Annotated in this window: 21 protein-coding genes; 15 read left to right on the forward strand and 6 right to left on the reverse strand. The window is 58.6% G+C overall.

Going from position 1 to position 23,422, the window contains the following annotated elements:
• Positions 1–79: 79 nt before the first annotated feature.
• Entirely contained in the window at positions 80–1,531 is a 1,452-nt protein-coding gene (locus P0D71_RS28010; RefSeq protein WP_408182395.1) for an aldehyde dehydrogenase family protein, read from the forward strand.
• 127 nt (positions 1,532–1,658) lie between these two features.
• On the opposite strand, the gene P0D71_RS28015 is transcribed toward P0D71_RS28010, so the two are convergent.
• Entirely contained in the window at positions 1,659–2,636 is a 978-nt protein-coding gene (locus P0D71_RS28015; protein ID WP_091802954.1) for a 2-dehydropantoate 2-reductase, read from the reverse strand.
• Between the two features lie 462 nt (positions 2,637–3,098).
• On the opposite strand from P0D71_RS28015, the gene P0D71_RS28020 reads away from it, so the two are divergent.
• The 11 genes from P0D71_RS28020 (at position 3,099) to P0D71_RS28070 (ending at position 16,876) form a co-directional block, all read left to right on the forward strand.
• Entirely contained in the window at positions 3,099–4,514 is a 1,416-nt protein-coding gene (locus P0D71_RS28020; RefSeq protein ID WP_408483138.1) for an undecaprenyl-phosphate glucose phosphotransferase, read from the forward strand.
• 155 nt (positions 4,515–4,669) lie between these two features.
• Entirely contained in the window at positions 4,670–5,872 is a 1,203-nt protein-coding gene (locus P0D71_RS28025; protein ID WP_459252302.1) for a polysaccharide biosynthesis/export family protein, read from the forward strand.
• Between the two features lie 11 nt (positions 5,873–5,883).
• Positions 5,884–6,306, forward strand: coding sequence for a low molecular weight protein-tyrosine-phosphatase (locus tag P0D71_RS28030; RefSeq protein ID WP_408483163.1), 423 nt, complete (start codon positions 5,884–5,886; stop codon positions 6,304–6,306).
• Between the two features lie 3 nt (positions 6,307–6,309).
• A complete protein-coding gene (locus P0D71_RS28035) occupies positions 6,310–8,526 on the forward strand; it encodes a polysaccharide biosynthesis tyrosine autokinase (RefSeq protein ID WP_408483164.1) in 2,217 nt (738 codons plus the stop codon).
• Between the two features lie 342 nt (positions 8,527–8,868).
• Positions 8,869–10,113 (forward strand): UDP-N-acetyl-D-mannosamine dehydrogenase, encoded by a 1,245-nt coding sequence (gene wecC, locus P0D71_RS28040; protein WP_408182335.1) that lies wholly within the window; start codon positions 8,869–8,871, stop codon positions 10,111–10,113.
• Positions 10,114–10,132: 19 nt separating this feature from the next.
• Complete coding sequence (locus P0D71_RS28045) at positions 10,133–11,533, forward strand: lipopolysaccharide biosynthesis protein (protein ID WP_408182333.1); 1,401 nt, start codon at positions 10,133–10,135, stop codon at positions 11,531–11,533.
• On the forward strand, positions 11,530–12,606 hold the full coding sequence (locus P0D71_RS28050; RefSeq protein ID WP_408483139.1) for a glycosyltransferase: 1,077 nt from the start codon (positions 11,530–11,532) through the stop codon (positions 12,604–12,606). Before P0D71_RS28045 ends, P0D71_RS28050 begins: the two co-directional genes overlap by 4 nt.
• Positions 12,606–13,859, forward strand: a complete 1,254-nt coding sequence (locus P0D71_RS28055; RefSeq protein ID WP_408483165.1) for a VpsF family polysaccharide biosynthesis protein — start codon at positions 12,606–12,608, stop codon at positions 13,857–13,859. Before P0D71_RS28050 ends, P0D71_RS28055 begins: the two co-directional genes overlap by 1 nt.
• 81 nt (positions 13,860–13,940) lie before the next feature.
• Positions 13,941–15,044 carry a glycosyltransferase family 4 protein gene (locus P0D71_RS28060; protein ID WP_408483140.1) on the forward strand — a complete coding sequence of 368 codons (1,104 nt, stop codon included), beginning with the start codon at positions 13,941–13,943 and terminating at the stop codon, positions 15,042–15,044.
• Positions 15,045–15,266: 222 nt separating this feature from the next.
• The gene (locus P0D71_RS28065; RefSeq protein WP_408182326.1) at positions 15,267–16,031 is read left to right on the forward strand and encodes a WecB/TagA/CpsF family glycosyltransferase; all 765 of its coding nucleotides are present in this window, start codon (positions 15,267–15,269) and stop codon (positions 16,029–16,031) included.
• 62 nt (positions 16,032–16,093) lie between these two features.
• A complete protein-coding gene (locus tag P0D71_RS28070; protein WP_408483141.1) occupies positions 16,094–16,876 on the forward strand; it encodes a heparin lyase I family protein in 783 nt (260 codons plus the stop codon).
• Between the two features lie 83 nt (positions 16,877–16,959).
• Here the strand turns inward: P0D71_RS28070 and P0D71_RS28075 are convergent, their stop codons facing one another.
• The 3 genes from P0D71_RS28075 to P0D71_RS28085 form a co-directional block, all read right to left on the reverse strand.
• Positions 16,960–17,580 carry a LysE family translocator gene (locus P0D71_RS28075; protein ID WP_408182322.1) on the reverse strand — a complete coding sequence of 207 codons (621 nt, stop codon included), beginning with the start codon at positions 17,578–17,580 and terminating at the stop codon, positions 16,960–16,962.
• Positions 17,581–17,696: 116 nt separating this feature from the next.
• Positions 17,697–18,200 carry a hypothetical protein gene (locus tag P0D71_RS28080; RefSeq protein ID WP_408483166.1) on the reverse strand — a complete coding sequence of 168 codons (504 nt, stop codon included), beginning with the start codon at positions 18,198–18,200 and terminating at the stop codon, positions 17,697–17,699.
• Between the two features lie 699 nt (positions 18,201–18,899).
• Positions 18,900–19,541, reverse strand: a complete 642-nt coding sequence (locus tag P0D71_RS28085) for an IMPACT family protein (RefSeq protein WP_408483167.1) — start codon at positions 19,539–19,541, stop codon at positions 18,900–18,902.
• 186 nt (positions 19,542–19,727) lie between these two features.
• On the opposite strand from P0D71_RS28085, the gene P0D71_RS28090 reads away from it, so the two are divergent.
• Positions 19,728–20,354: a LysE family translocator gene (locus tag P0D71_RS28090; protein WP_408483142.1), complete on the forward strand. Its 627-nt coding sequence runs from the start codon at positions 19,728–19,730 to the stop codon at positions 20,352–20,354.
• A gap of 57 nt (positions 20,355–20,411) precedes the next feature.
• On the opposite strand, the gene P0D71_RS28095 is transcribed toward P0D71_RS28090, so the two are convergent.
• Positions 20,412–20,780 (reverse strand): hypothetical protein, encoded by a 369-nt coding sequence (locus P0D71_RS28095; protein WP_408483143.1) that lies wholly within the window; start codon positions 20,778–20,780, stop codon positions 20,412–20,414.
• A gap of 325 nt (positions 20,781–21,105) precedes the next feature.
• Here P0D71_RS28095 and P0D71_RS28100 point away from each other — a divergent pair, with 325 nt between their 5' ends.
• Positions 21,106–21,744, forward strand: coding sequence for a 2-hydroxychromene-2-carboxylate isomerase (locus P0D71_RS28100; RefSeq protein WP_408483144.1), 639 nt, complete (start codon positions 21,106–21,108; stop codon positions 21,742–21,744).
• Positions 21,745–21,783: 39 nt separating this feature from the next.
• Here the strand turns inward: P0D71_RS28100 and P0D71_RS28105 are convergent, their stop codons facing one another.
• Entirely contained in the window at positions 21,784–22,041 is a 258-nt protein-coding gene (locus P0D71_RS28105; RefSeq protein WP_091802919.1) for a DUF2866 domain-containing protein, read from the reverse strand.
• Between the two features lie 256 nt (positions 22,042–22,297).
• On the opposite strand from P0D71_RS28105, the gene P0D71_RS28110 reads away from it, so the two are divergent.
• A complete protein-coding gene (locus P0D71_RS28110) occupies positions 22,298–23,413 on the forward strand; it encodes a GGDEF domain-containing protein (RefSeq protein WP_408483145.1) in 1,116 nt (371 codons plus the stop codon).
• Positions 23,414–23,422: the final 9 nt, after the last annotated feature.

Genomic DNA, 23,422 nt, shown 5'->3' on the forward strand with positions numbered 1-23,422 from the left:
CAGCCCTCATCCCAAACCGGTTCGCAAGCATTCAGCCCATGCAACATCTCAGCCAGCATCTCAAGCAAGGAGCTTCATGATGGAAACTGAAACCGACCTCAGGCGCCATGATCTGCTTATCGACGGCAAGCGCTTGCCGCCCGGCACCGGCGAATATTCCGTCGACATCAACCCCGCCACCGAAGAGCCGATCGCACTGGTTGCGCAAGGCAGTTCCGCCGACGTGGACACGGCAGTGCACGCGGCGCGTGCCGCATTGAAAGTATGGAACGCGATACGAACCGCTGAGCGCGGCCGCATTCTGATGCGGTTCGCCGCGCTGATGCGCGCGAATCTCGAAGAACTGGCCGCGCTTGAGAGCCTCGACGCCGGCAAGCCGATCGCCGCGGTCATGCGTCAGGACATTCCGGCCGCGATCGATACGCTCGAATACTACGCAGGCTGGTGCGACAAGATCAACGGTCAGGTCGTGCCGGTGCGCCCCGATGCATTGACATACACCTTGCGTGAACCCGTCGGCGTGGTCGCCGCGATCGTGCCGTGGAATTTCCCGCTGATGATCGGCATGTGGAAGATCGCGCCGGCGCTGGCGTGTGGCTGTACGCTGATCGTCAAACCCGCTGAGATTACGCCGCTGAGCGCATTGCGCATCGGCGAACTGGCACTCGAAGCGGGCGTGCCGCCGGGTGTGCTGAATATCGTCACGGGCAAGGGACGCGTGGTCGGCGATGCGCTGGTCGCGCATCCGGGCGTCGACAAGGTGACGTTCACGGGTTCGCCTTCCGTGGGGCGCGGCATTCTGCAAGGCGCGGCCGGCAACTTCAAGCGCGTCACGCTGGAACTCGGCGGTAAATCGGCCAACCTGATTTTCCCGGATGCCAATCTCGACAACGCGGTGCGCGCCGCGGCAGCGGGGATCTTCTTCAACACCGGTCAGGTGTGTTCGGCAGGCTCGCGCATTCTCGCCCATCGCGATGTGTACGACGAGGTGGTCGAGCGCCTCGCCGCTCGCGCGAAGTCGATCAAGGTCGGCGATCCGTCGGCGCGAGATACGTCCATGGGGCCGCTCATCTCCGCGGCGCAAATGAAGACGGTGTTGGGCTATGTCGAAACAGGGCGCTCTGAAGGCGCGTCGCTTGTGACCGGCGGCGCGCGAGTGGGCGAGCGCGGCTTCTTTGTCGAGCCGACTGTCTTCGCCAACGTCGAGCATGAGATGCGCATTTCGCAGGAGGAGATCTTCGGTCCCGTGGCGAGCGTAATTCGATTCAACGACGAAGCCGACGCGATACGGATCGCCAATGGCACGCTGTATAGCCTCGCCGCGGGCGTGTGGAGCGCGGATATCGGCCGCGTGCATCGGGTTGCGCGCGATCTGAAGGCGGGCACCGTGTGGATCAACACTTACGGCTACACCGACGTGCGCCTGCCGTGGGGAGGCTCCGGCGACTCCGGGTTCGGCCGCGAACACGGCGACGTCGCGATTGAAAACTTCACCGAGCCTAAAGCCGTGTGGCTCGCTATCGACCAGTAGCGACCAGTAGCGACCAGTAGCGACCAGTGGTAACAAGTAGCCGCTAAAGGAAAGAGGATCGAACGCGCGTGGCGTTCGATCCTCTTTTGCTTGCAGTCGTTCAACGGCGAAATCGTGTTTCCAGGCCTCACTCTCCCTGCAATGCCATCCGCTCACGCAGTTTGATGAGCGCCAGTACGACATCGATAGTCGGCGTGGGTTCGGCGACGAGGCGGCCCATTTCCTGCACCACCGTCAACAGCGGGTCGATCTCCATTGGACGACGATTCTCCAGGTCGACCAGCGTCGAGGTCTTATGCGCGCCGACCGCGCCCGCGCCGTCGATACGCTTTTCCACATCGACGCGAAAGTGCACGCCGAACTGATCCGCAATGCGCTTGGCTTCCAGCATCATCGTGCGCGATACCGCACGGGTGCCGGGGTCGCTGGTGAGCACGTCGAGCGTGGCGTGCGTCAATGCGCTGATCGGGTTGAAGCACAGGTTGCCCCATAGCTTGAGCCAGATTTCGTCGCGGATATTGTCGCGAATCGGCGCTTCGAAACCGGCCGCTTGCATGATCTCGTGCAATTGCTGAATGCGCGGCGTGCGTTCTCCGCTTGGCTCGCCAATCGGGAACTTCTTGCCGTACACATGCTTGATGACGCCGGGTTCGACGATTTCGGCGGCGGGATACAGCACGCAGCCGATCGCCCGTTCAGGGCCGAGCTTTGTCCATTGACCGCCGTCGGGGTCGACGCTCGCGAGCCGCGTGCCGGCGAATCGGCCGCCGTGTTGGTAGAAGTACCAGTACGGAATGCCGTTGACACCCGTGACGATCGCCGTGTGTTTGCCGAGCAGCGGCTGCATCGCATCGACCACGCCGGGCAGCGAATGGGCTTTCAGCGTAATGATCACGAAGTCCTGCACGCCGAGTTCGCGCGGATCGGACGTGCAGCGTACCGGCGCGCTGAACGTCTCGCCGTCCATGATCAGACGCGCTCCGTGTTCGCGCATGGCCGCGAGATGCGCGCCGCGCGCGACGAAACTCACATCCGCGCCGGCGCGTGCGAGCTGCACACCCATCAAGCCGCCAATCGCTCCTGCTCCGAAGATACAGATCTTCATGATGCCGCTCCTCTGACGATGAATAGTCTCCTGCCCGGTGCCGTCTCTCGCCGTACACGGTTTGCGGGTCACTGTTCGAGCATAAGGGGAGGAGACGATTGCAGATAGTTAAAGTTTCTCAACGAGTCCATTAGGGATAGGTTATGGACGACCAGAAGCCGGACTGTTTTGGAGAATTCAGAGTCGTTCCCAAAGATTGGATTTCCAAGCTGACGAATGCTGTGACGAGTTGGGAAATTTCCCATCTTTGGACGATCTTGATGGAGGCAGAATGCGATCTCTTTGAAAAGTGATGCATTCAGTCGGCATTGCAAATGAATTGTATTGAGGGCGATGCCATGAGGCCGAGGACTGCTTTGGACTATTCCGTCACGTTCGCGCATGTGGCACCGGAGACCCGTCTGCATGGCATGGAAGCTGGTGCCCGGCGCCGCGACCCTCACGCGTGTTAGGGCGAGGTCCATGCGAACGGCAATTCGTCAACCCGCCGGCCGGAATTTAGCGGACGTGGACAGCATGTTGGCGCGCCTGCTCGACGTGATGTTGATTGCGTTGGGCGCGTCGTTGGCCTCGCTCGCGTTCGTGCCTCGTCCGGGTCTGTCGATTTTCGAGGGTGCGTTCGTCGCGTTCGATATGGCGTTTGCCATTGTGCTGTTGCCATGGTTCGGCGTGTACGACTCGTGGCGCGGCCGGTCGAAATGGCGTTTGAGTTTCAACATCGTATTCGGCTGGATCGCGGTGCAGGTATGCGGACTTGCCATGTTGTTCCTGCTTCACCGTGCTGCATCAGTGTCGCGGCTCTGGTGCGTGAGTTGGACCGCGATCACGGCGGTTGGGCTGGTCGTTTCGCGACTGCTGGTGCATGCGGTACTCGGCCGCATGAGGCGGGCGGGAGGCAACCTGCGCACGGTGGCGGTGGTGGGCGTCGGCGCGCATCGCGACCGTGTGATCGCCAATATCGTGCGCTCGCCGGAAGCGGGCTTCCGGATGGTTGCCACGTTCAACACGCGGCAGGGGAACGAATCTGATTTTCCGGGCTTGCCGTCGTTCGGGTGTCTGCCCGAATTCGCTGACTGGGTACGCAGTGAGCAGGTCGAAGAAGTGTGGCTCGCGCTATCCATGTCAGAGGAAGACACCGTGCTGCGGATCCTCGACGAATTCAGCGGCGACCTGGTCAACGTGCGCTTCATTCCTGACGTACGCAGTCTTGCGATGTTCGATCGGAACGTGGTCGATCTGATTGGCACGCCGGCCATCAATCTGATGGCATCGCCGATGACTCCGTACGCGTTGGTTCAGAAGGCGGTTTTTGACCGGCTGTTCGCGCTCACGGCGTTGCTCGCGTTGGCGCCGGTGATGGTGACGATTGCAGTGGCCGTCAAGGCGACGTCGGAGGGGCCGGTGTTGTTCACCCAGCGGCGCAAGGGCGCGGACGGACGTGTGTTTCGCATCTACAAGTTTCGCTCCATGCGCAAGCACGCGGCGCGCACTGGTGTCGTTCGTCAGGCTACGCGTGGCGATCCGCGTGTCACTCGCGTGGGCGCGTTCTTGCGTCGCACGAGTCTCGATGAATTGCCGCAGTTTCTGAATGTGCTGCGCGGGGAGATGTCGGTGGTGGGGCCGCGGCCCCACGCGATCGAACACGATGACGAATATCGCGGCATCGTCGACGGTTATATCCATCGGTACCGGATCAAGCCGGGTATTACCGGGTGGGCTCAAGTCAATGGTTTTCGCGGAGAGACGGATCGGGTTGAAAAGATGCAGGCACGGGTGGAACACGATCTGTACTACTTGCGTAACTGGTCGTTTGGGTTGGATATGCGGATTGTGTTTGCGACAGTGGTGAAGGGGTTGCGGCATCGGAATGCGTATTGACGCGCGGCTTCATCGCGATCTGAAACCAGATTGATCATGAAGCCGTGCCGATTGTAGAAGACGGCGCATATCCCAGTGGAATATGAATGAAATCTGCCCAATAGCGGGCAGCGAGAACGCGGCTTCGGCGCGTTCTCTTGAATAGGTTGAACAAGATGTTAGCGGTATTTTCAACCCGGCCGGCGTTCAGGCTTGGGGTTTTGATGGCAGCGGTAATCCTGCTGACCGGTGGATGTGCAGTGGCGCCAGGTATGCGGATGGAAACGTCTCGCGTGCAGGACAAGTCGGGTGGGTCCAATACGTCGAGCGTGGTTGGAGAAGCCAGCGAAGGCGCGGCAAGCGAAAAGGCCGATGCAACGGCGGGCACACCGGACATCGCCATCACGGAGGTCGACGCGGAGTTGATCTCGCAACTGGCTCAAAGCCGGAAACAGCAGCAGATCGAACTGTCGCAATTGCTCTCTGGAGCGCCGTTGGCATACACGGTCGGGCCGGGCGATGTGCTGCAAATTGTCGTCTGGGATCATCCGGAATTCGCGGCGGCACTTGGGTCGGCACAAACGCAATCTTCGTCGCGGCCGGGTGATCCGCTCGCTGGATTTGTCGTCGATCAGAACGGCGGCCTGACATTTCCGTACGCAGGCACCCTGCAAGTGGCCGGCCTGCGCACCGAAGAGATACAGCAACGGTTGAGCAGCGCGCTCGGCAAGTACCTGGTCAAACCGCAAGTGACCGTGCGGATGGCGTCGTATCGGGCGCACCAGGTGTACGTGGATGGAGAGGTGCGTAGCCCCGGCACATTGGCGGTCAACGACGTGCCCATGTCGCTTTACGAAGCAGTGGGCCGCGCAGGTGGATTCAGTGAAGCGGCCGACCAGAGCGACCTCGTTCTGGTTCGCAGCGAACGGTCTTATCGCGTGAACCTGACCCAGATGCTTGCTCAAGGATTGAGCCCGTCGCGCCTCTATCTGAAACCAGGCGACCTGCTGCGCGTCGTGTCGCGTGACGAAAACGACGCGTATGTGATGGGCGAAGTGAACAAACCGGTCTCTGCGATTCCGCGTCGAACGGGGCGCATGACGCTGGCCGACGCTCTTGCGCAGGCCGGCAGCGTGAATGCTTCGACCGCCGACGCCGCTCAGATGTTCGTGATCCGCGGTTCGCTGGCGGGCACGCCGCAAGTGTTTCACCTCGACGGCCATTCACCGGTCGCGATGCTGCTCGCCAAGGATTTCGAGCTGCAACCGAAGGACGTGGTGTATGTGGATGGTAGCGGTCTCGTTCGCTTCAATCGTGTGCTGAGTTTGTTGATGCCGTTGATCAGCACGGGCTTGACTGCGGGGGTGATTGCGAAATGACCCGGGTTTTGATGGTGTGTGAGGGGAATATCTGCAGGAGTCCGGTGGCGCGGGCGCTTCTCGAGCGGGCGCTGCCACTCGTGTCAGTGAGTTCGGCAGGTACGCGAGCGCTCGTTGGCCGGCATGCGGATCCGATGGCGATCCAGGTTGCGCGTGAGCATGGGATGGATATTAGTGGGCATGTGGCGACTGCATTGAATCATGAACATGTGCTCGGCGCCGAATTGATCCTGAGCATGACCCAGACGCAGCAGGCATTGATCGTCGCGACCTATCCGTTCGCACGAGGAAAAGTGTTTCGTATCGGGGCATACGACCGTATCGACATCGTTGACCCGTATCAGCGGCACCGCGCCGCGTTTGAACTGGCATTTGCACAAATCGAGCAGAGCGTTTCGAATTGGCGCGACGCTATTGCAAAGTTGGCTGTCTGAATGATGAATATGCTTAAACAGAGTCGCGCGGCAGACATGTCGGCTGACGACAATATTGACCTGTCGGAAATCATCGCGGTTATCCGCGAAAACCGGCTTTTGATCGTGCTCGTCACGGCTGGAATGTTGATTCTCGGCGTGGCGTACGCATTCCTCGGAACGCCCGTCTATAGAGCGGACGCCTTGATTCAGGTAGATGATGATTCCGGCAGCGGGAATATCAATGACAAGCTGGGTGACCTGGCTGCACTCTTCCAGAATAAGGCGACGGCCGATGCGGAGATCGAACTCATCCGGTCCCGGATGGTGGTCAACGAGACGGTGAAGGGCTTGCATCTCGATGTTGATGTTAAGCCCCGCTATTTCCCGGTGATTGGAGAGCCTATTGCGAAACACGTGCCAGCGGACGGTCTGGCAGCTCCGGTAATGGGTCTAAGCGGATTTGCCTGGGGCGGCGAAGAGCTGGACCTGAGTCAATTCGATGTGCCACGCACACTATACGGCCGGCGTTTTACTGTTGTCGCAGAGGCGAATCAGAACTTTGAACTTCGCGATCCCGACGGTCGCTCGGTGCTTCACGGTCGAGTCGGCAACCGCGCGCGCTGCGTGACCCAGTATGGGCCTGTAGAACTGATGGTCGTCCGCATGGTCGCTCACGCCGGCACGGCGTTCGATCTCTCGCGATCGTCCACCCAACTGACCATCGAAAATCTGCAAAAGTCTCTCGATATCAAGGAGAAGGTCAAACAGTCCGGCATCATTTCGGTCACCCTTGATGGGACGGATGCGGCGCGCACCGCTGCGACGGTCAATTCTGTGGCCCGCATCTATGTTCAGCGCAACGTGGCCCGCAAATCCGCACAAGCGGAGCAGATGCTCGAATTCCTCGGCCAGCAGCTTCCGGAACTGAGGCAGGACCTTGACACGGCCGAACAGCGCTATAACGCCTTCCGTGCTCAACATGGCACTGTCGATCTGGAGGCTGAAAGTAAGCTCTTGTTGCAGTCTATCGTCGACAACAAGGCGAAATTGCTTGATTTGCAACAGCAGCGCTCTCAGCTTCTTCAGCATTTCACAGTAGAGCACCCATCCGTTGTTGCGATTGATGCGCAAATAAGCGAGCTTCAAGCCCAACAGCGCACATTCGACCACAAAGTGGCGGCATTGCCTGATATTCAGCAGCAGGCGCTAAGGCTAATGCGCGACGTGCAGGTCAACACGGATTTGTACACGAAGTTGCTCGATAGCACCGAGCAATTGCGTGTATTGAAAGCGGGTCAATTGGGCAACGTGCGTACGGTGGACTATGCCGTTGTTGCAGAGAAGCCGGTCAAGCCCAAGAAATTACTGGTGATTGCTGCGTCCGTCCTATTCGGTCTCTTGTTGGGAGGCACGATCGCGTTCGTACGGCGCGCACTAAATCATGGTCTCGAGAGTCCGGCGGAAATTGAGCGCGCGGTGGACATACCCGTGTACGCAATCATTTCGCGCAGCACCCGGCAGGCGCAGTTGCAGTCACCACGTGGAGGTGGGTCTGGCCTCCGCGTGCTTGCGGTCGCCTTTCCGGAAGATATAGCTGTGGAGGGGATCCGCAGCCTGAGAACAGCCCTGCAGTTCGGAATCGTCAAACCGGACAACAACATTGTGATGCTGACGGGACCACGACCCGGCGTCGGCAAGTCGTTCCTTTCTGTGAATCTTGCGGCGGTGCTCGCCACCACGGGTAAGCGGGTACTGATTGTCGATGCCGACATGAGACGCGGAAATGTTCACTCCTATTTTGAACTGCCTCGCAAGCCCGGGCTTCGAGAAGTGATCGAAGGTATCGATCCGGAGGAGGCGATTCACCACGCAGTTCTGCCTGGCCTCGACGTACTCACGAGTGGGTCCGTTCCGTCGAGTCCGGCTGAGCTGTTGATGCGCGAGCGCTTTGGCAAGGTCATGGCAGCGTTCGGCAAGGAATACGACATAGTCATCGTCGACTCGCCGCCGGTTCTAGCCGTTACTGACCCGGTGCTGATCGGCAAGCACGCTGGAGCGACATTGCTCGTCATGCGATACGGCCGTCATTCAGCGGCGGAATTGAGTGAGACAACGCGCCAGTTGAACAGCGCCGGCGTGCCTGTCAACGGAATTCTCCTGACCGATGTGCCGCAGCGGATGAGTACTTACGGCGCATTCTCGGAGTACGAAAGCAGGGAGGGAAGTCGTGATTCCTGAAGATGCGATCTTGGGGCGGCCGTGCGCGGGCGATGTAATGCATCTCCGCGAGTCCGCTACCTTGAGTACATGGCCGGCAGTATGAACAAACGAATACTGCTCACCTTCGGGACGCGTCCTGAAGCCATCAAGCTGGCGTCGCTTGTCAAACGTCTAAAAGAGTCGGCCGGAATTGAATCGCAACTGTTAGACGAGGCTGACACGTACGCAGCAATGAGGCGGAGGGGCAGTCCATATGGCGACGGGACGGCCTGTGAACGCATTGTGGGGGCTGTGACAGCAAATCACACGCTGGCGACCTTCGCGGTTTAAGAATAACTGGAATCTCTTCAATAAAAGACAATGGAATTTCTGACCGTTTCGGTAGTTGGACTTGGCTATATCGGCTTGCCGACGGCCGCCGCATTTGCGGCGCGCCGGAAGCATGTGATTGGTGTGGATGTGAATCAGTATGCCGTTGACACGATTAACAAGGGTGCAATTCACATCGTGGAGCCGGAGCTCGACATGCTCGTTCACGCGGCCGTGACGCAAGGCTATCTCCGCGCGACGACAGTGCCGGAGCCTGCGGACGCGTTTTTGATCGCGGTGCCAACGCCGTTTTCGGATGGCTTCAAGCCGGATCTGAGTTATATCGAGGCCGCGAGTCGAGCCGTTGCTCCAGTGCTAAAGCGGGGGGACCTGGTCGTTCTCGAATCAACCTCGCCGGTGGGCGCGACGGAGCAGATGGCGGCGTGGATGGCGGAGCTACGGCCTGATCTGACCTTCCCGCAGCAGATGGGAGAAAACTCTGATGTGCGTATTGCACATTGTCCCGAGCGCGTGCTGCCGGGACATGTGATTCGCGAGCTGGTCGAAAATGACCGTGTAATTGGCGGTATGACGCCTCGGTGTGGCGAACTGGCGCGCGACTTGTATCAGAGCTTCGTCCGCGGTGAATGCATTCTGACCGATGCCCGCACGGCCGAGATGTGCAAACTTACGGAGAATTCGTTCCGTGACGTGAACATTGCGTTCGCGAACGAACTGTCGTTGATTTGCGATGAGTTGGATATCAACGTGTGGGAGCTGATCCGTCTTGCTAACCGTCATCCACGCGTGAGCATCTTGCAGCCAGGTCCAGGTGTCGGCGGTCATTGCATCGCCGTGGACCCATGGTTCATCGTCGATTCCGCGCCTGAGTTGGCTCGGCTGATTCGGACTGCGAGAACGGTGAACGACGACAAGCCGCGTCATGTGGTCGAGCGGGTTGAACGTGCGGCGAAGCGTTTTAAGGATCCGGTAGTCGCGTGTCTCGGTCTCGCATTCAAGGCGAATATCGACGATCTGCGAGAGAGTCCGGCACTTGAGATTGTGCGCGAGCTGGCCGAGCGTTTTGCGGGGCAAGTGGTGGCAGTCGAACCGAATATCAGGAGGTTGCCGGAGACGCTTGAAGGCATGGTCAGGCTTCGTGAACTGAACGAGGCGCTTGCGGAGGCGGACGTCGTAGTGATTCTCGTCGACCATGCCCAGTTCAAGCGTGTCGATCCAGTGAGACTGCAGGCGAAAGTGGTGATCGACACGCGAGGGTTGCTGTCACATGGCTAGGCGAGAGCTTGGTTTAGTCGTGGGTTACGCCACCTCGCTGGTCGGCAGCGTACTCTCGCTCGTGATGTACGCCCATATGCTCGGCCCAACCGATTATGGGCGTCTTGCGGTCGATCTTGCTCTGGTCGAAGCATTGCAGGCCGTGCTGTTCCAGTGGCACAGACTTGCCATTGTGAGGTTCTGGGCTGAGAGTGAAAGGGCAGGCATTGCATCGTATTTGACTACTTACCATTTGACTTGGCTTGCCTTGGCTTGTGCGGTGGTCCTCGTGTCTGGTGTTTTCCAGATAGCCAGCGGCAAGGTTTCAACAATCGAGTGGCCTACTGTAATCGTAATGGGAATTGCGAAGAGCGCGGCGCTATACGCCCAGGAAATTGCTCGGGCATCAGGAGCCAGCCTGCGCTATGCGGCCGGAGCGCTGCTTCTAACCGTCGGTAGTTCAGTCGCAGGTGTGATTGCCTATCGATCGACCCAATCTATTACTTCCGTGCTAATCGTGTCGGCGGCTGTATTTGCACTGTCGGGCATCGTATGTGTATGGCGAGAAGCGGCGACCGTGAGGGGAGGGAAATTCAGCCGCGAACATTTTCGTACGATGCTGCGATACGGACTGCCCCTGGTTCCCGTTTTTGTTTCAGTCACCGCATTGACAAGGCTCGATCGTCCCATCCTCGCATTGTTCGCTCCGGCCTCCGTCGTCGGTGCCTATGCGGCGGCAACGGCGTTGATTACGAATATGGTCTCCGCGGCCTGCCTGTTGGTGGTGACGCCTGTCTATCCATGGCTGCTTCGGGAAAAGGAAACTCGCCCGGAGCATGAATACAGACGCTTGCACGCACAGACTGGGCTACTGATGTTGTCAGGCGTTTTTGCGATCGGCACAGTGATGTATTGCGCACGTGTCGCGCTGCTGCCGGTGCTACTCGGAGTAGCGATCGGAAATGCTGCCGAGCCCTATGTGTTGCCTCTCCTTCTTATCGCAATCGTTGGGGCATTCCGGGCACACTTTTTTGATCAGGCATATCACCTGTTTTCGCGGACGCGCATGTTGATGGCAATTAATATCGCCACGCTTGTTGTCGCCGTGGTCGCGCTCTACACAGGCGCGAGGCTGGGTGGCGTTGAGGGATTGCTCTGCGGATTGTTTGTGGCGAACGCCTTGTCTCTGCTTGCGAGTGCAATTTTTGCGCGCTCGTTCGTCAACTTGAGACACCTGTCGGGCGGTGTCGGGGCGCTCGCTGCTGTATCTGTCGTCTCCGGTTTGGCCGGCGAATTGCTGACCCGCTTCGGAACGCATATTGCAGCCGATCCCAAGTTCGCGGCGATCGTATCAGCGACAGGAGCTGTCCTGGTGTTTGTGACCGGAATGTACTTGGCGAACGTCGGCGCGATCCGTTCATCTGGATGGAGGCGGACTTGAAAGGCCAGTACGACGTGTTGTTTCATATACCCTCGTTGAAGGGCGGAGGGGCGGAACGTGTGGCCGTCGAGGTGGCGCGCTTCTTCGTTGAGCAAAAAAAATCGGTCGGTTTCTTCGTGCATGACGATGGGATCGCATACGACCTGCCGGCAGGTGTTGAAGTCATTGTAGCTCGACACCACGGGCATTTTCGACGTGTCGCTGAGTTCAGGTCGTTGCTGAAGAACGCCGAAGTTCACGCGGTCATCTCGCTTCTACCGTATGCGAACCTGATATCGCTGCTCGCGAATGTGGGGCGGACGGGTTGCGTCCGACTGCTTGTTAGCGAGCATCAGTCATATGAGAATTTCCGCCCAGTCGGGATTAAGGAGCGAATCAAGTTTGGTTTGCTGACGCGGTTGTATGCGCGCAGCGATGTGATCGTCGCAGTATCGAGCGGAATCGCAAATGATTTGCGCCGGCGACTGGGTAGCGTCGGCGCCGGAAAAGTCGTTGTCATTCACAACCCTTGCTATATCCAGGACGCTGTCGGGATGCTTAGGCGTTGCTCGACATCGTCTCTTACGGTGCTGGCCGTTGGACGACTGGTTCACGAGAAGGGATTTGACGTGCTGATCGACGCATTCGCCGCAGTCAGTCTGAAACTGCCGCGCGCGCGACTGGTGATCGTCGGGGAAGGTCCAGGGCGGAATGAATTGGAAGCACAGATTGCGCGGCTCGGCCTGACGGACAAAGTGACCTTGCCGGGGTTCACGCGAGCCATTGCAGACGAGTATCGTCGTGCCGACCTTTTTGTTCTGACTTCGCGCGCGGAGGGGTTTGGAAATGTGTTGGTCGAGGCCATGTCTTTTGGGCTGAAGATTGTGTCAACCGACTGCCCAGGGCCGGCAGAGATTCTCGCCAACGGAACATATGGGACGCTCGTTCCGGTTGAGGATGTGAATGCGATAGCGGAAGCGATGACAAATGCTCTGGAGGCGGCGAGCGATCCCGGCAGGCAAGTTGGGCGAGCGCAGGACTTCTCACTTGACTTGATCGGTGCCCAATACGCGAAGGTGATGGGGCTTGCGTGATGACGATTGAACGGTCCGCGTTGGCTACACGTTTCGCCGTGCTCGCAGTAATGTGCGCCCTTTTTTTGAGTGGTTCTACGCTAAATAGTTTGGGCCTGAACTACTCGACTGATTCGTCGGGAGGCGGCCTAAAACTTCACCCTTATACGATTCTCACGACTATTGCGTTGGTTTTGCTGGCATGTGGGTCGCGATCATTCAAGGGTTGCTGGGCCGTCAGGCAGTTTCGTACGGCAATAGTGGGAGCCGCGGTCACGTTTCTCATTCTGATGCTGAAGGCGGCGACAGGCAGCGGGCAGGCATTGGGATTCGCCGTTGACACGATTTTTGCGGCATTTCTCGTGACGGCCATTTTCCCTTTTTTGCAGGCCGGTATTACTAGGCAGTTGTCCATAGCCTGCATGCTATTTCTGCTTACCGAATGTCTTTTGGCCCTGATCGAAGTTATAGCGCACGTCAACCTTATACCGATCGATACCTGGTATGGACAGTACTTTCGCGCGACCGCCCTACACGGACATCCGTTGAATAACGCGCTTATTCTGGTAACAGTGGCGACCGCTACGCAGGCATGTGTGCGGCGGTGGGTGTCCGTTTCGATTTTCTTTCTGACGGTCTGTGCGCTCGTGGCGTTTGGCGGTCGCGGCGCGCTGGCAGCGTATCTGCTTGTCAATACCATTACCTTCGTCCGTTTTGGATTGAGGTCAGCGCAGCGAGTCATCGTACTGATAGCGGGGGGCGCACTGTGCATCGTTAGTCTGGCTTGGCTGCTCTTCTCTGGAGTGGTGGGAGACCGGATTATGCAGGTTGGTGCTTATGACGATAGCTCTCAGGTGCGCGTACAGTCGATCGATGTCCTGAATCACCTGGACTGGTCGCGGCTTCTGGCTGGCATTGATCCAAACGAAATTTCCCGTTTGATGGAACAGGAAAAAGTGGGAGTGGTCGAGAATTTCGCCGTGGACTACGTTCTCATGTTTGGTGGAATTATGGCCGCAGTCATGTTCTATTTCGTGTATCGAACATGTAAAGCGTTCTTTTCGGAAGTCTCCTCCGCGGGTCGGCGCCACCTGCTGGCCGTTCTATTTGTGTTTACGTGCACAGCACTGACGAACAACTCGTTGGCGACCAAGACTTCGGCTCTGTATCTTCTGATGGTCGGACTGTGGTGTGTCCGGGGCCAATTCCTCTTGCCTCGACATCCTGATGAGCGGCCCGCATATCAGTCGATAAAGCACCCTACCAGAGTGTAATTCTTCTGTTTTCAATCGCAGGCCTTGATGGGGCGATGCTCATTATGACGCCCCCATCCTGAGTAAACGGTGAAGTTCCAAATGAAAGATTTGTCGAATCGAAGTACGCAACGCTCGATCATACAGCTTGGCCCAAGCATGTCTGCCCAAGGCGGAATTGCATCGGTTCTCGCGAGCTATGCATCGTATCAACGTGGATTTGAACAACTGGGATACCGTTTGATTTTCATCGCTAGCTGCGCGGACGCTGGTCGCAGTGGAATTCTGACCTTTATCGCGGCGTGGTGTAGGCTGATCTTGCTGTCGTTACGTGGCAGAGTAAATCTTGTTCATATCCACTCTGCAACGAGAGGGTCGTTGTTGAGGAAAGCGATTTTTGCACTTACGTGCATCGTGCTGAGAAAAAAATATGTAATGCATATTCACAACGGCGCTTTCGCAGCGTATTACAAAGGGTTACCTTGGCCTGCCCGCGTCATTGTCCGCTTGGTGCTGAGAGATGCCACGTCAGTCATTTGTCTGTCGACGCACGCACGAGAGCAGTTCATTGCAATGAAGCTGGCGATGGCAGACAAATGCCAACTTGTCTACAACGGCATCGATGATCCACTGGTCGAAAGCTCGAATCTCCCAGCATCGTCGCCCGCAATCACGATAACTTTCCTCGGAAAACTGTGCGAGGCTAAAGGGATTTTCACGCTGCTGGAGGCACTAGCGTTGCTGCCACCGACCACTCCGGCATATAAGCTGGTCGTGGGCGGTTCCGGAGATGAGGGAGTCTTCCGCGATTGGGTGGGTCGATCTGGGCTCAACGAACGTGTGACTTATCTAGGATGGGTTGACGGCGACGAGAAGAGTCGTTTGTTGAGAAATACAGGCATATTTGTGCTTCCCTCAAGGAGCGAGGGATTCTCCGTTGCGATTCTCGAAGCCATGGCGTTCGGTATCGCTGTGGTGTCCTGCCGGATTCCAGGTGTGATCGATGCGGTTAGACAAGGACAAGAAGGGTTGCTTGTCGAGCCAGGTGAAGTCGAATGTTTGCGCGACGCTATTTCGTATCTTCTGAGCGATGGCGCCATGCGTCAGCGCCTTGGTGCATCGGCAAGACGGCGTTTCCTTGGCCAATTCACAATTCAACGTATGGCAAGCCGTCTGGATTCGGTCTACGAGAAAGCGATGCAATGACCATGCGGGCCAGCACCACCCGTGCGAAGAATTGTTGTGCGATAAAAGCGTTTGTCTGTCGATCGTCTTTACGTTCTGTGGCGATTAAATGAATGACTTTTGATTCCATTAGAAAGGTATTGAATCCCGAGCCGACAGGGGCGTCTACAACGAGCCTAAGCGGCGCTGTTCCATGCATGCGCTCAACTGAGTCGCACGGACGAAAAGGATTGGGAACTCGTTATGAAACGTATTGAGCTATTTTCTTGCCCCATGGATGTGGGCACGATGGATGAGGCGGTCGAATTGATCTGCTCCCGGCTCGAGCGAGGACAGTTCACTCAACATGTCGTCGTCAATGTGGCAAAACTTGTCCACATGCAGAGGGATGCTGAACTGGCCGCCTCTGTTCGCGCATGCGACCTCATTAATATTGATGGAATGGGCGTCGTTTGGGGGGCACGATTGTTAGGAGTTCCTGTACCGGAACGTGTAGCGGGAGTCGATCTATTCGAACGGTTGCTGGAAATGGCGGCACGAAAGGATCTATCGGTGTTTCTGCTCGGCGCGACCGAAGCGGTGGTGGCACGGACTGCGGTTGTCGTGTCGGAGCGGTATCCCGGACTGCGGATCGCCGGTTATCACCACGGCTACTTCTGGGACGATGAAAAACGTGTAGTTGAGATGATCCGTCAATCAGGGGCAAGGTTGCTCTTCGTCGCAATCACATCGCCGAAGAAGGAGAATTTTATAGATCGATGGAAGGGCTATCTGGGTGTCGATTTCGTCATGGGCGTGGGTGGAACGTTCGACGTCGTGGCTGGAAGGGTGCGCCGTGCGCCACGCTGGATGCAATGCAGCGGGCTCGAATGGGCCTTTCGCGTTGCGCAGGAACCGCGACGGATGTGGAAGCGCTACTTTGTAACGAACGCGCTCTTCACGTTGATGTTGCTAAAGACGAGGCTGGCTTTGGTTCTCAATCGCACGGCCGGAGGACACGTTAAATAGCATTGCATAGCCCAACGCGAGGCTCGCCCCTCGACGAAGCTTTTCACGTACCAAGGAGTCTAATGAAACGTCTGAAGCCATTTCTGTGGGCCTCTGTCTTTGCTTGTAGCGGGCCGACGCATGCTCAGGAATTCTCGATGCGATGGACGGATCCGTCGACTTCAGCATTAGCCAGCACGTTTACGACGATCAATCGTTGGAACTGGCAAGACGGGTTCGATTCGTTATACGGCATTCAAAGCCCATCTGCGGATAACGTGACGATCGTTGACGATCCTGTCGTGCAAGGACGGAAGGCTGTTAAGGTGTACATTCGCAGTGACCAGAATTACTCGCAAGTGGCAAATGGTTCGCCCCGAGCTGAAATGGTATTCAAGGGTGACTTGAAGTTTGTCCAAGGAAAGGACTATCTGGTGCAGTGGAGTACCTACATACCGCCGAGCTATTTGTTCGATCCTAACCTTCTAATGGTGATCACACAGATTCACCAGGGGCCTTCGGCCGGGTCTCCAGCAATGGAACTGGACCTGAATGGCAGCACGTATGTTGTTTCAGTGCGCGGTGGGAGTCACGGGGCTTATAGTAAGCAAATCTGCTGTGCAACGCAGGATCGTGGGAAATGGGTCAACTGGGCTCTGCGTTATGTTCCCGATTCAAACGGCGCCCATGCCTCAACGCAGTTGTGGAAGGACGGCGTTGCTGTCTTTGCGACCCAAGGCGTACCGAACGCATATACGGGCGATAACGACGCCTATCTGAAGATGGGAATTTATTTGCTGTCACCGTTCCAGAGCCTCGATGAACTCACTTTGCTATTCGGGCCGGTAACAATTGGTCAGCAGTAATGTTGTGACAATCGACGTTCGCGTGTTCGTGTGAAGTGAAGGAGCGAGGGATGCGAAAGCCTGGCGCCGTGCCTGGAATACCCTCACCCCCTCCTCACCATCAAAAAACCCACCCCAATCGCTGCCAGAAAACCCCCACAACACCGATTAAACCATCGCCGCACCGTCGCACGGACCAACCATTTCCCGAGATACATCCCCGCCCACGAATACAATGCGATAGCAAACCATTCCAGCACCAGAAAACTGATGCCCAGCACCGCGAACTGCGGCAGCATGGGCTTGGCGATATCGACGAACTGCGGCAAAAACGCGGTGAACACCAAAATGGCTTTCGGGTTCCCGGCGGCCACGAGGAACTCCCGGCGCGCGACCCGTGCAAGCGAGGCATCGTCCTGTTGCGTCGTGTCGATGGTCGGCGCGTCGCTGCGCCACAGCTGGATGGCGAGCCAGATCAGATAAGCAGCGCCGGCCAGTTTGATGGCCAGAAAGAACCACTCCGAAGCGTGCAACACAACCGCAAGCCCCGTTGCGGCAAGCACGAGCATCAAGGCGAAAGCGACGAGGCGGCCCGTGCCGCCGACGAACGCGGTCATGAAGCCATGACGCGCCGCCACATTGATCGACAACAGATTATTGGGGCCGGGCGCCAGATTGATCGCGAAACAGGCGGGTAGAAAAAACAGCCAGGCGGTAATGGACATGACGGCTCGCACGGTGAACGGACGTTGGGGATCCATCGCACGGCGCAACGGCAGCCCGCGCGATACCCTCTGGCCTATTGTAGCGAAACCGGTTCTAACTCACGCTGCCGGCGCCCTCAATTCACCGCTTTGACAAACCCCGGATCGCCGATCAACGCGTCGACGTTCAGCCTGACCGTGTCTTCGATGGCGATGGTGTTGCTGGTGAACTTGGGCGATTTTTGCTTGACCGTCTTGGTGGTGGAAAACACCACCTTCTGAGTCGTGGCATCGGTCACCACATAGCGCATCTTGAGCGTCCAGAACGCCGGCGACCGCGTGTCGTCCACTGAGAATTTCTCGATGCTGCCGCTGAGAACCCGTTTGCCTGCGTCGAGATGAAAACCGGCGATTTTCAGGCGGTTCACAATGCCGTCGCGCACGGTTTCATTGATATCGTCTTTGAGCACGATGCCCGTCATTGCCGTGTTTTCGATGCGGTTCGGCGAGACCTCTCCATTGCGGGCCGGCATATAGGGGAAGTCACGGGCAGGGGCGACGCTAAGCCAGCCGGTTGGATGCGCCGCCGCGCGCGGCGTGCTATTCAGGCCAAACCACGACCAGGAGCAGGCGGACAGCATCAACGGCAGCGCGATCGTGCCGCAACCCTTGAGCACGGTTGTCGTCAAGGGGGAGTGCGTGTGACTGAGCGATGGCGGCGCAGACGCGCTCCGGCGCGGCGACTCAGGCGCTGTGCTGGAAAAAGCGGCGGTCGAAGTCAGAGGAGTTACCCTTTTAAATTGAGTCATTCCGGGGAATAAACGACATGGTAACAGCGGCCCGGCTCCGTACATCTCTTAATGACATCGTGACCCGGATTCACGCTGGTTTCAAGCGGACGTGCTCATCATAACCAGCAGGCGCTGCGATAAACACCGTGTCAATAGAGGATCACTGTTACGCGCGCGTCCTGGGACCGGTCAGATCGATGCGGTAATCGTTATCTCACGACAATAACAGTCGCGTGTGACAACCCTTCGCGTCAGTCACGCACATGGCATGCTCGCAATCGCTGATGGCGACGCTTGAGCGTGCAATAGCGCAGAGATTGCGGCGCGCACGCCCATTGTCGATTTGCGGTTCGGTTGGTGCGTGCCCGTACTTAACGCGAGGTTTCAATATTACTAAGTATGGCAAAACAAATGGGTGGAAGCGTCGATTGCTATCAGATCAACCCGTTCGCATTTCAGCCAGGCAAAGTCTTGGGACTTGATGATGCTATTTTCTATGTCGACTTCTCGTGAACTCGCACGCAACAGAGGGCGTGTCACGCCGAGCCGTCAGAAGAACCCGGCTTTCCCCTGCGTCATATCCACCAACGCTCGCTGAGCGTCATCCACCGCGGTGATGGGCAGACGGATCGTCATCTTCACGAGCATCGCGTAAGCGCTGTCCACAAGCGTATAGCCTTCGGCATCGATCCATCGGCGCACTTTCGCCTCGTCGGCGTAGCTGACTTCGACGGTCAGCGAAACCTGCGCGATCCGCTCAACGCGCGGTGCATCCAGTAAAGCCGAAGCAATCGCATCGGTGTACGCGCGCACGAGCCCGCCGGCGCCGAGTTTCACGCCGCCGTAGTAGCGCACGACGGCGGCCAGCACGCCGTCCAGATCGTGATGCCGCAAGACTTCCAGAATCGGCCGGCCGGCGGTGCCGGAGGGCTCGCCGTCGTCGGACATGCCGGACTGGCCGCCTGCCAGCAACGCCCAGCAGACGTGCGTCGCGGCGGGATGCTCGTCGCGCAGACGCCGCAACTCGGCCATCGCGGCGTCGCGGTCGGCGACCGGTATCGCATACGCAATAAATCGACTCTTGCGAATCTCGAGTTCCGCGCTCAGCGCCGCGGGCAAGGTATAAGTGGGCAAGGCAAAGACTTCGGTGGATGAAAAAATGCGGGCCGCACGCGGCGCCGTGTCCGCCATGGTAACGGATCGGCCGCTGCGAACGGATTCGGCCTGCCACGCATTCGCGCGTAGAGCACGGTCATTGTCGCCGTGGTCTGCCGCCTCCGCGCCGCGCGTCAATCGATTTGCACTCATTCGTCTACAATCTTTCGCTGAACGCCACGCGCTCGTCCGCGACAATCAGCGCGTCATCAAGGAGACAGCATGCTTGACCTATCCACGTTGGGGGCTTTCGTTGCCGTCGTACTCGGGCTCTTTCTGATTCCGGGTCCTGCCGTGCTGCTGGTTTTGACGCGCACCGTGCATGGCGGTCGCAAGGCCGGCATTCTCACCGGCCTCGGTATCGCGGTGGGTGATTTCATTCATGCGCTGGGTGCATCGGTCGGCCTCTCGGCGCTGCTGATGACTTCCGCGCTCGCCTTCAACGCGGTGAAGTTCGTCGGCGCGGCCTACCTCGTCTATCTGGGCATTCGTGCATTGCGCGAGAAGCAGGCGAGTGCGCATATGCCGGCGGTGGCGCCGGTGTCGGCCTCGAAGGCGTTCTTTCAGGCCATTCCCGCCGAAGTGCTGAATCCCAAAACGGCGCTATTTTTTCTCGCGTTCCTGCCGCAGTTCGTTCATCCCGAACACGGCTCCACGTTTCTGCAATTCACCGCGCTCGGGCTAATCTTTGTCGGCATGAGTGCGCTTTATACGACGCTGATCGTATTGACCATTCGTCCGCTGGGCAAACTCGTCAGGCGCCTGACCTGGTTGACGCGCTGGCAGAACAAGATCATCGGCGCGCTGTTCATTTCGCTTGGCCTGCGCGTGGCGACACAAACGCGTTGAACGATGCGCGCGCTTGTTTCGCGCCGTCACGACAGGAGAGTGGGCACCGCGCTCTGACTAGATGTTGCGGCGCTGTCGCCTGAGACGGCCTTCGCGCGCGTATTCCATCTGACCTTCGGTACGAACCGCAACTCTTTCCTGCGCGGCGCGGCTCATCTGCCGCGTGTCGTCGATATCGCCCACACGCAGCACTTCCTGAGCGATCCTGATGCGCAGAGTCATCAACGGTTCGCCGCGTTCTACCAGCGCGCGGTCCGCTGCGCGAGCTTGCTGGACGCCGCAGTCGATCAGGTTGCGCAGCTCCAGCAGCGTAAGCCGCTGCCGCTGGATTTCGAGGATGAGCCGCTGAACGGCCTCTTCGTCGCGCGTGCGCCACCAGGCGCGCAGTTCGGCGAGCGTGGGCGGATCGAAGGGTGGAAGACGCATTGCTTAGACGAAAAAGTACTGTATATATGTACAGTATATCCCGTCTTTTTACGAACGCACGTAGAGCGCGTTCGCAGGTTCACTTCCTTCGCGCGAGGCGGCTCACGTGTTCAACACAGCGCGAGCATGATGGACGTGGAGACCACGATGATGAAAAGACACGTGGCAGTAAGAATGTCGTAGGGATAGCGCATGGTGTATGACCATCTGACGTGGCGGGTTGTAGGGCCATCATAGGGATAAGCGCGCCGGGCGACTGTTAAGCTTTGCAAGACGTGGGGCGCGGGTGGGCACCATGCGTCTGCATACGATCGGAGAGGTAAACATGAGCGATGTCGCATCTCGCGCGATCACGCGCGCACCGGAAATCGAGTTCTGGTTCGACTTCGGCAGTAACTACAGCTACCTCAGCGTGATGCGCATCGAGGCTCTGGCCGCGGCAAGGGGCTTGCGAATCGGCTGGCGCCCATTCTTGCTGGGGCCTGTTTTCCGCGACCTCGGTTTCGACAATTCACCGTTCGTGCTGCAGAAGGAGAAGGGCGCGTACGTATGGAAGGACATGGAACGGCAATGCCGCAAATATGGCATCCCGCTGAAGCGTCCCAGCACGTTCCCACGTACGGCGCTCCTCGCCATGCGCGTGGCGCTGCTCGGCGCGGAGCGCGAATGGATCGCGGCGTACTGTCGCCAGATCATGCAACTGAACTTCGCGCATGACCGCGACATCGGCTCGATGGAGGTGGTGAGCGAGGCGCTCGAGGAACTGGGATTGCCGGCCCGGCAGATCATCACCGAAGCGCAAAGCGACGCGAACAAACTGCGCCTGCGTGAGCAGACCTCGGCGGCCGCGGCGCGCGGCATTTTCGGCGCCCCGACGTTTTTTGTCGGCGATGAAATGTTCTGGGGCAACGACCGGCTGGATGATGCATTGGAGTACTGCGAGTCGATTGCCGCGCGTGGCTAGCGCAATGCATGCGCGACGTGCGAGCGACGCTGACGCGTGCTATTCGTCACCGTGCTGGCAGAAGCGCCGGCCCGGAACGTGCGAGACGACAGCTTGAGCAATTTCAAGCGGAGTGCTCTCGGCGGGCACCACCCGGCGACATGATTCGGGCGTGTGCTTCATGGTCCATTCGACGAGCCGGTAAGAACGTCCCCAAGGATGCTGCAGCGGGTCCGAGACCTTGCACGAATGAATCTGGTGGACCCATTCGTTGCCGGGCATGGCGCGCAGATGCTCGAATACCGTGTTTTCATCCATGGTTTGACTCCTTCTTCGCGGGCCTGCAGCCCGTCTTATCGCGCGTCGTCGACACCCTTGAGAAAAAGCGCCGCCGATGTTCTGGCGGCTTCAACAGGGGATGTTGTGCCTCATGGTTACAGCAAAGAATTAAGCGAGACTTAAGATCGCGAAAAAGCGTAGTCGGCGCGTACCCTCAAGACCTCGTGAAATCGGCCGTTATTAGAGCGGTTGGGGCTGCCGACCCCGCTTCGCCTTCGGGCTCGCACCTCATAACGTGACGAATCTCGCCCAAACGCCGCTTTCCGAGCGCCTTCGCTCGCTCGTCGATACCGTGCAGCACAATGAGCGCACGCTGCACCGCTTCCAGACCGTGGAGTTGCGTTTGATCGGGGCGCAAGACTTCCCGTCCTTTGTCGATACGCTAATCAGTCATTTGCCGCGGGAGTTCTCGCTGACGGGCGTGACGCTCTGGCTCGACGACCGCGCGCCGATGCTGCGCGAACTGCTCGAACCGGCCGCCTTGCAGGCGCTCGACCAGCCCAACCTGCGAACGTCGCGCGAGGGCGGTCTTGCCGCTCGAGGTCTATGCGACGATGGCCGGCCGTGGCTCGGCACGTTGCGCGAACTGGACGACACGGTGCGGCGCGCTTTCTTCGGCGACGCCGAAGCGCCGGCCAGTGCGATCCTGCTGCCGCTTGCCGCGGGCGACACCGTCAGCGGCTATCTCTGGCTCGGCAGCGACGATCCTGCGCGTTTCGGTCAAGGCATGGCCACCGACATTCTGGAGCGCTTCGCGAGCATCGTGACGGCGAGCCTCGACAATGTCGCGCATCGCGAGCGGCTCAAGCAACTGGGCATGACCGATTCGTTGACGGGCCTCGCCAATCGCCGCTACTTCGACGAGCGGCTGCGTGAGGAAGTCATGCGCGCCGTTCGCTATCGGATGCCGGTGGCGTGTCTTTTCATCGATATCGACAGCTTCAAGCGGATCAACGATACCTACGGTCATCAGACCGGTGACCGCGCGCTGGCGGCGGTGGCGGCTTGTGTGCGGCAGCAGGTGCGCCTCGGCGATACCGTGGCACGATATGGCGGTGAAGAATTTGCCGCCCTGTTGCAAGGTGACCGCGCCGATGCGCTCATCGTTGCCGAGCGTGTACGGCTGGCGGTCGAGAGGCTGGCTTTGCAGGACGATAACGGCGAACGCATTGCCTTGACGGTGTCGATCGGCGTGGCGGCGCGGATGGTCAGCGGTACGCAGGCCGAGGCGGCCACGTTAGGCAGCGTGATCATTGAGGAAGCGGATCGCGCGATGTACCAGGCCAAGCGCAACGGCCGTAATCGCATCGAAGCGCTGGTGAATGCGGATGGAGATTGCGCGGCTGATTAGTTGGCGCAT

Source organism: Paraburkholderia sp. RL17-383-BIF-A, from assembly GCF_046028015.1.
Taxonomy (GTDB): Bacteria; Pseudomonadota; Gammaproteobacteria; order Burkholderiales; family Burkholderiaceae; genus Paraburkholderia.

Bases quoted from the DNA above. Each gene is read 5' to 3' on its own strand.
- P0D71_RS28010 (WP_408182395.1), top strand. From the start codon at position 80: ATGGAAACTGAAACCGACCTCAGGCGCCATGATCTGCTTATCGACGGC.
- P0D71_RS28015 (WP_091802954.1), bottom strand. From the start codon at position 2,636: ATGAAGATCTGTATCTTCGGAGCAGGAGCGATTGGCGGCTTGATGGGT.
- P0D71_RS28020 (WP_408483138.1), top strand. From the start codon at position 3,099: ATGCGAACGGCAATTCGTCAACCCGCCGGCCGGAATTTAGCGGACGTG.
- P0D71_RS28025 (WP_459252302.1), top strand. From the start codon at position 4,670: ATGTTAGCGGTATTTTCAACCCGGCCGGCGTTCAGGCTTGGGGTTTTG.
- P0D71_RS28030 (WP_408483163.1), top strand. From the start codon at position 5,884: ATGGTGTGTGAGGGGAATATCTGCAGGAGTCCGGTGGCGCGGGCGCTT.
- P0D71_RS28035 (WP_408483164.1), top strand. From the start codon at position 6,310: ATGAATATGCTTAAACAGAGTCGCGCGGCAGACATGTCGGCTGACGAC.
- wecC (WP_408182335.1), top strand. From the start codon at position 8,869: ATGGAATTTCTGACCGTTTCGGTAGTTGGACTTGGCTATATCGGCTTG.
- P0D71_RS28055 (WP_408483165.1), top strand. From the start codon at position 12,606: ATGACGATTGAACGGTCCGCGTTGGCTACACGTTTCGCCGTGCTCGCA.
- P0D71_RS28060 (WP_408483140.1), top strand. From the start codon at position 13,941: ATGAAAGATTTGTCGAATCGAAGTACGCAACGCTCGATCATACAGCTT.
- P0D71_RS28065 (WP_408182326.1), top strand. From the start codon at position 15,267: ATGAAACGTATTGAGCTATTTTCTTGCCCCATGGATGTGGGCACGATG.
- P0D71_RS28070 (WP_408483141.1), top strand. From the start codon at position 16,094: ATGAAACGTCTGAAGCCATTTCTGTGGGCCTCTGTCTTTGCTTGTAGC.
- P0D71_RS28075 (WP_408182322.1), bottom strand. From the start codon at position 17,580: ATGTCCATTACCGCCTGGCTGTTTTTTCTACCCGCCTGTTTCGCGATC.
- P0D71_RS28080 (WP_408483166.1), bottom strand. From the start codon at position 18,200: ATGCTGTCCGCCTGCTCCTGGTCGTGGTTTGGCCTGAATAGCACGCCG.
- P0D71_RS28085 (WP_408483167.1), bottom strand. From the start codon at position 19,541: ATGGCGGACACGGCGCCGCGTGCGGCCCGCATTTTTTCATCCACCGAA.
- P0D71_RS28090 (WP_408483142.1), top strand. From the start codon at position 19,728: ATGCTTGACCTATCCACGTTGGGGGCTTTCGTTGCCGTCGTACTCGGG.
- P0D71_RS28095 (WP_408483143.1), bottom strand. From the start codon at position 20,780: ATGCGTCTTCCACCCTTCGATCCGCCCACGCTCGCCGAACTGCGCGCC.
- P0D71_RS28100 (WP_408483144.1), top strand. From the start codon at position 21,106: ATGAGCGATGTCGCATCTCGCGCGATCACGCGCGCACCGGAAATCGAG.
- P0D71_RS28105 (WP_091802919.1), bottom strand. From the start codon at position 22,041: ATGGATGAAAACACGGTATTCGAGCATCTGCGCGCCATGCCCGGCAAC.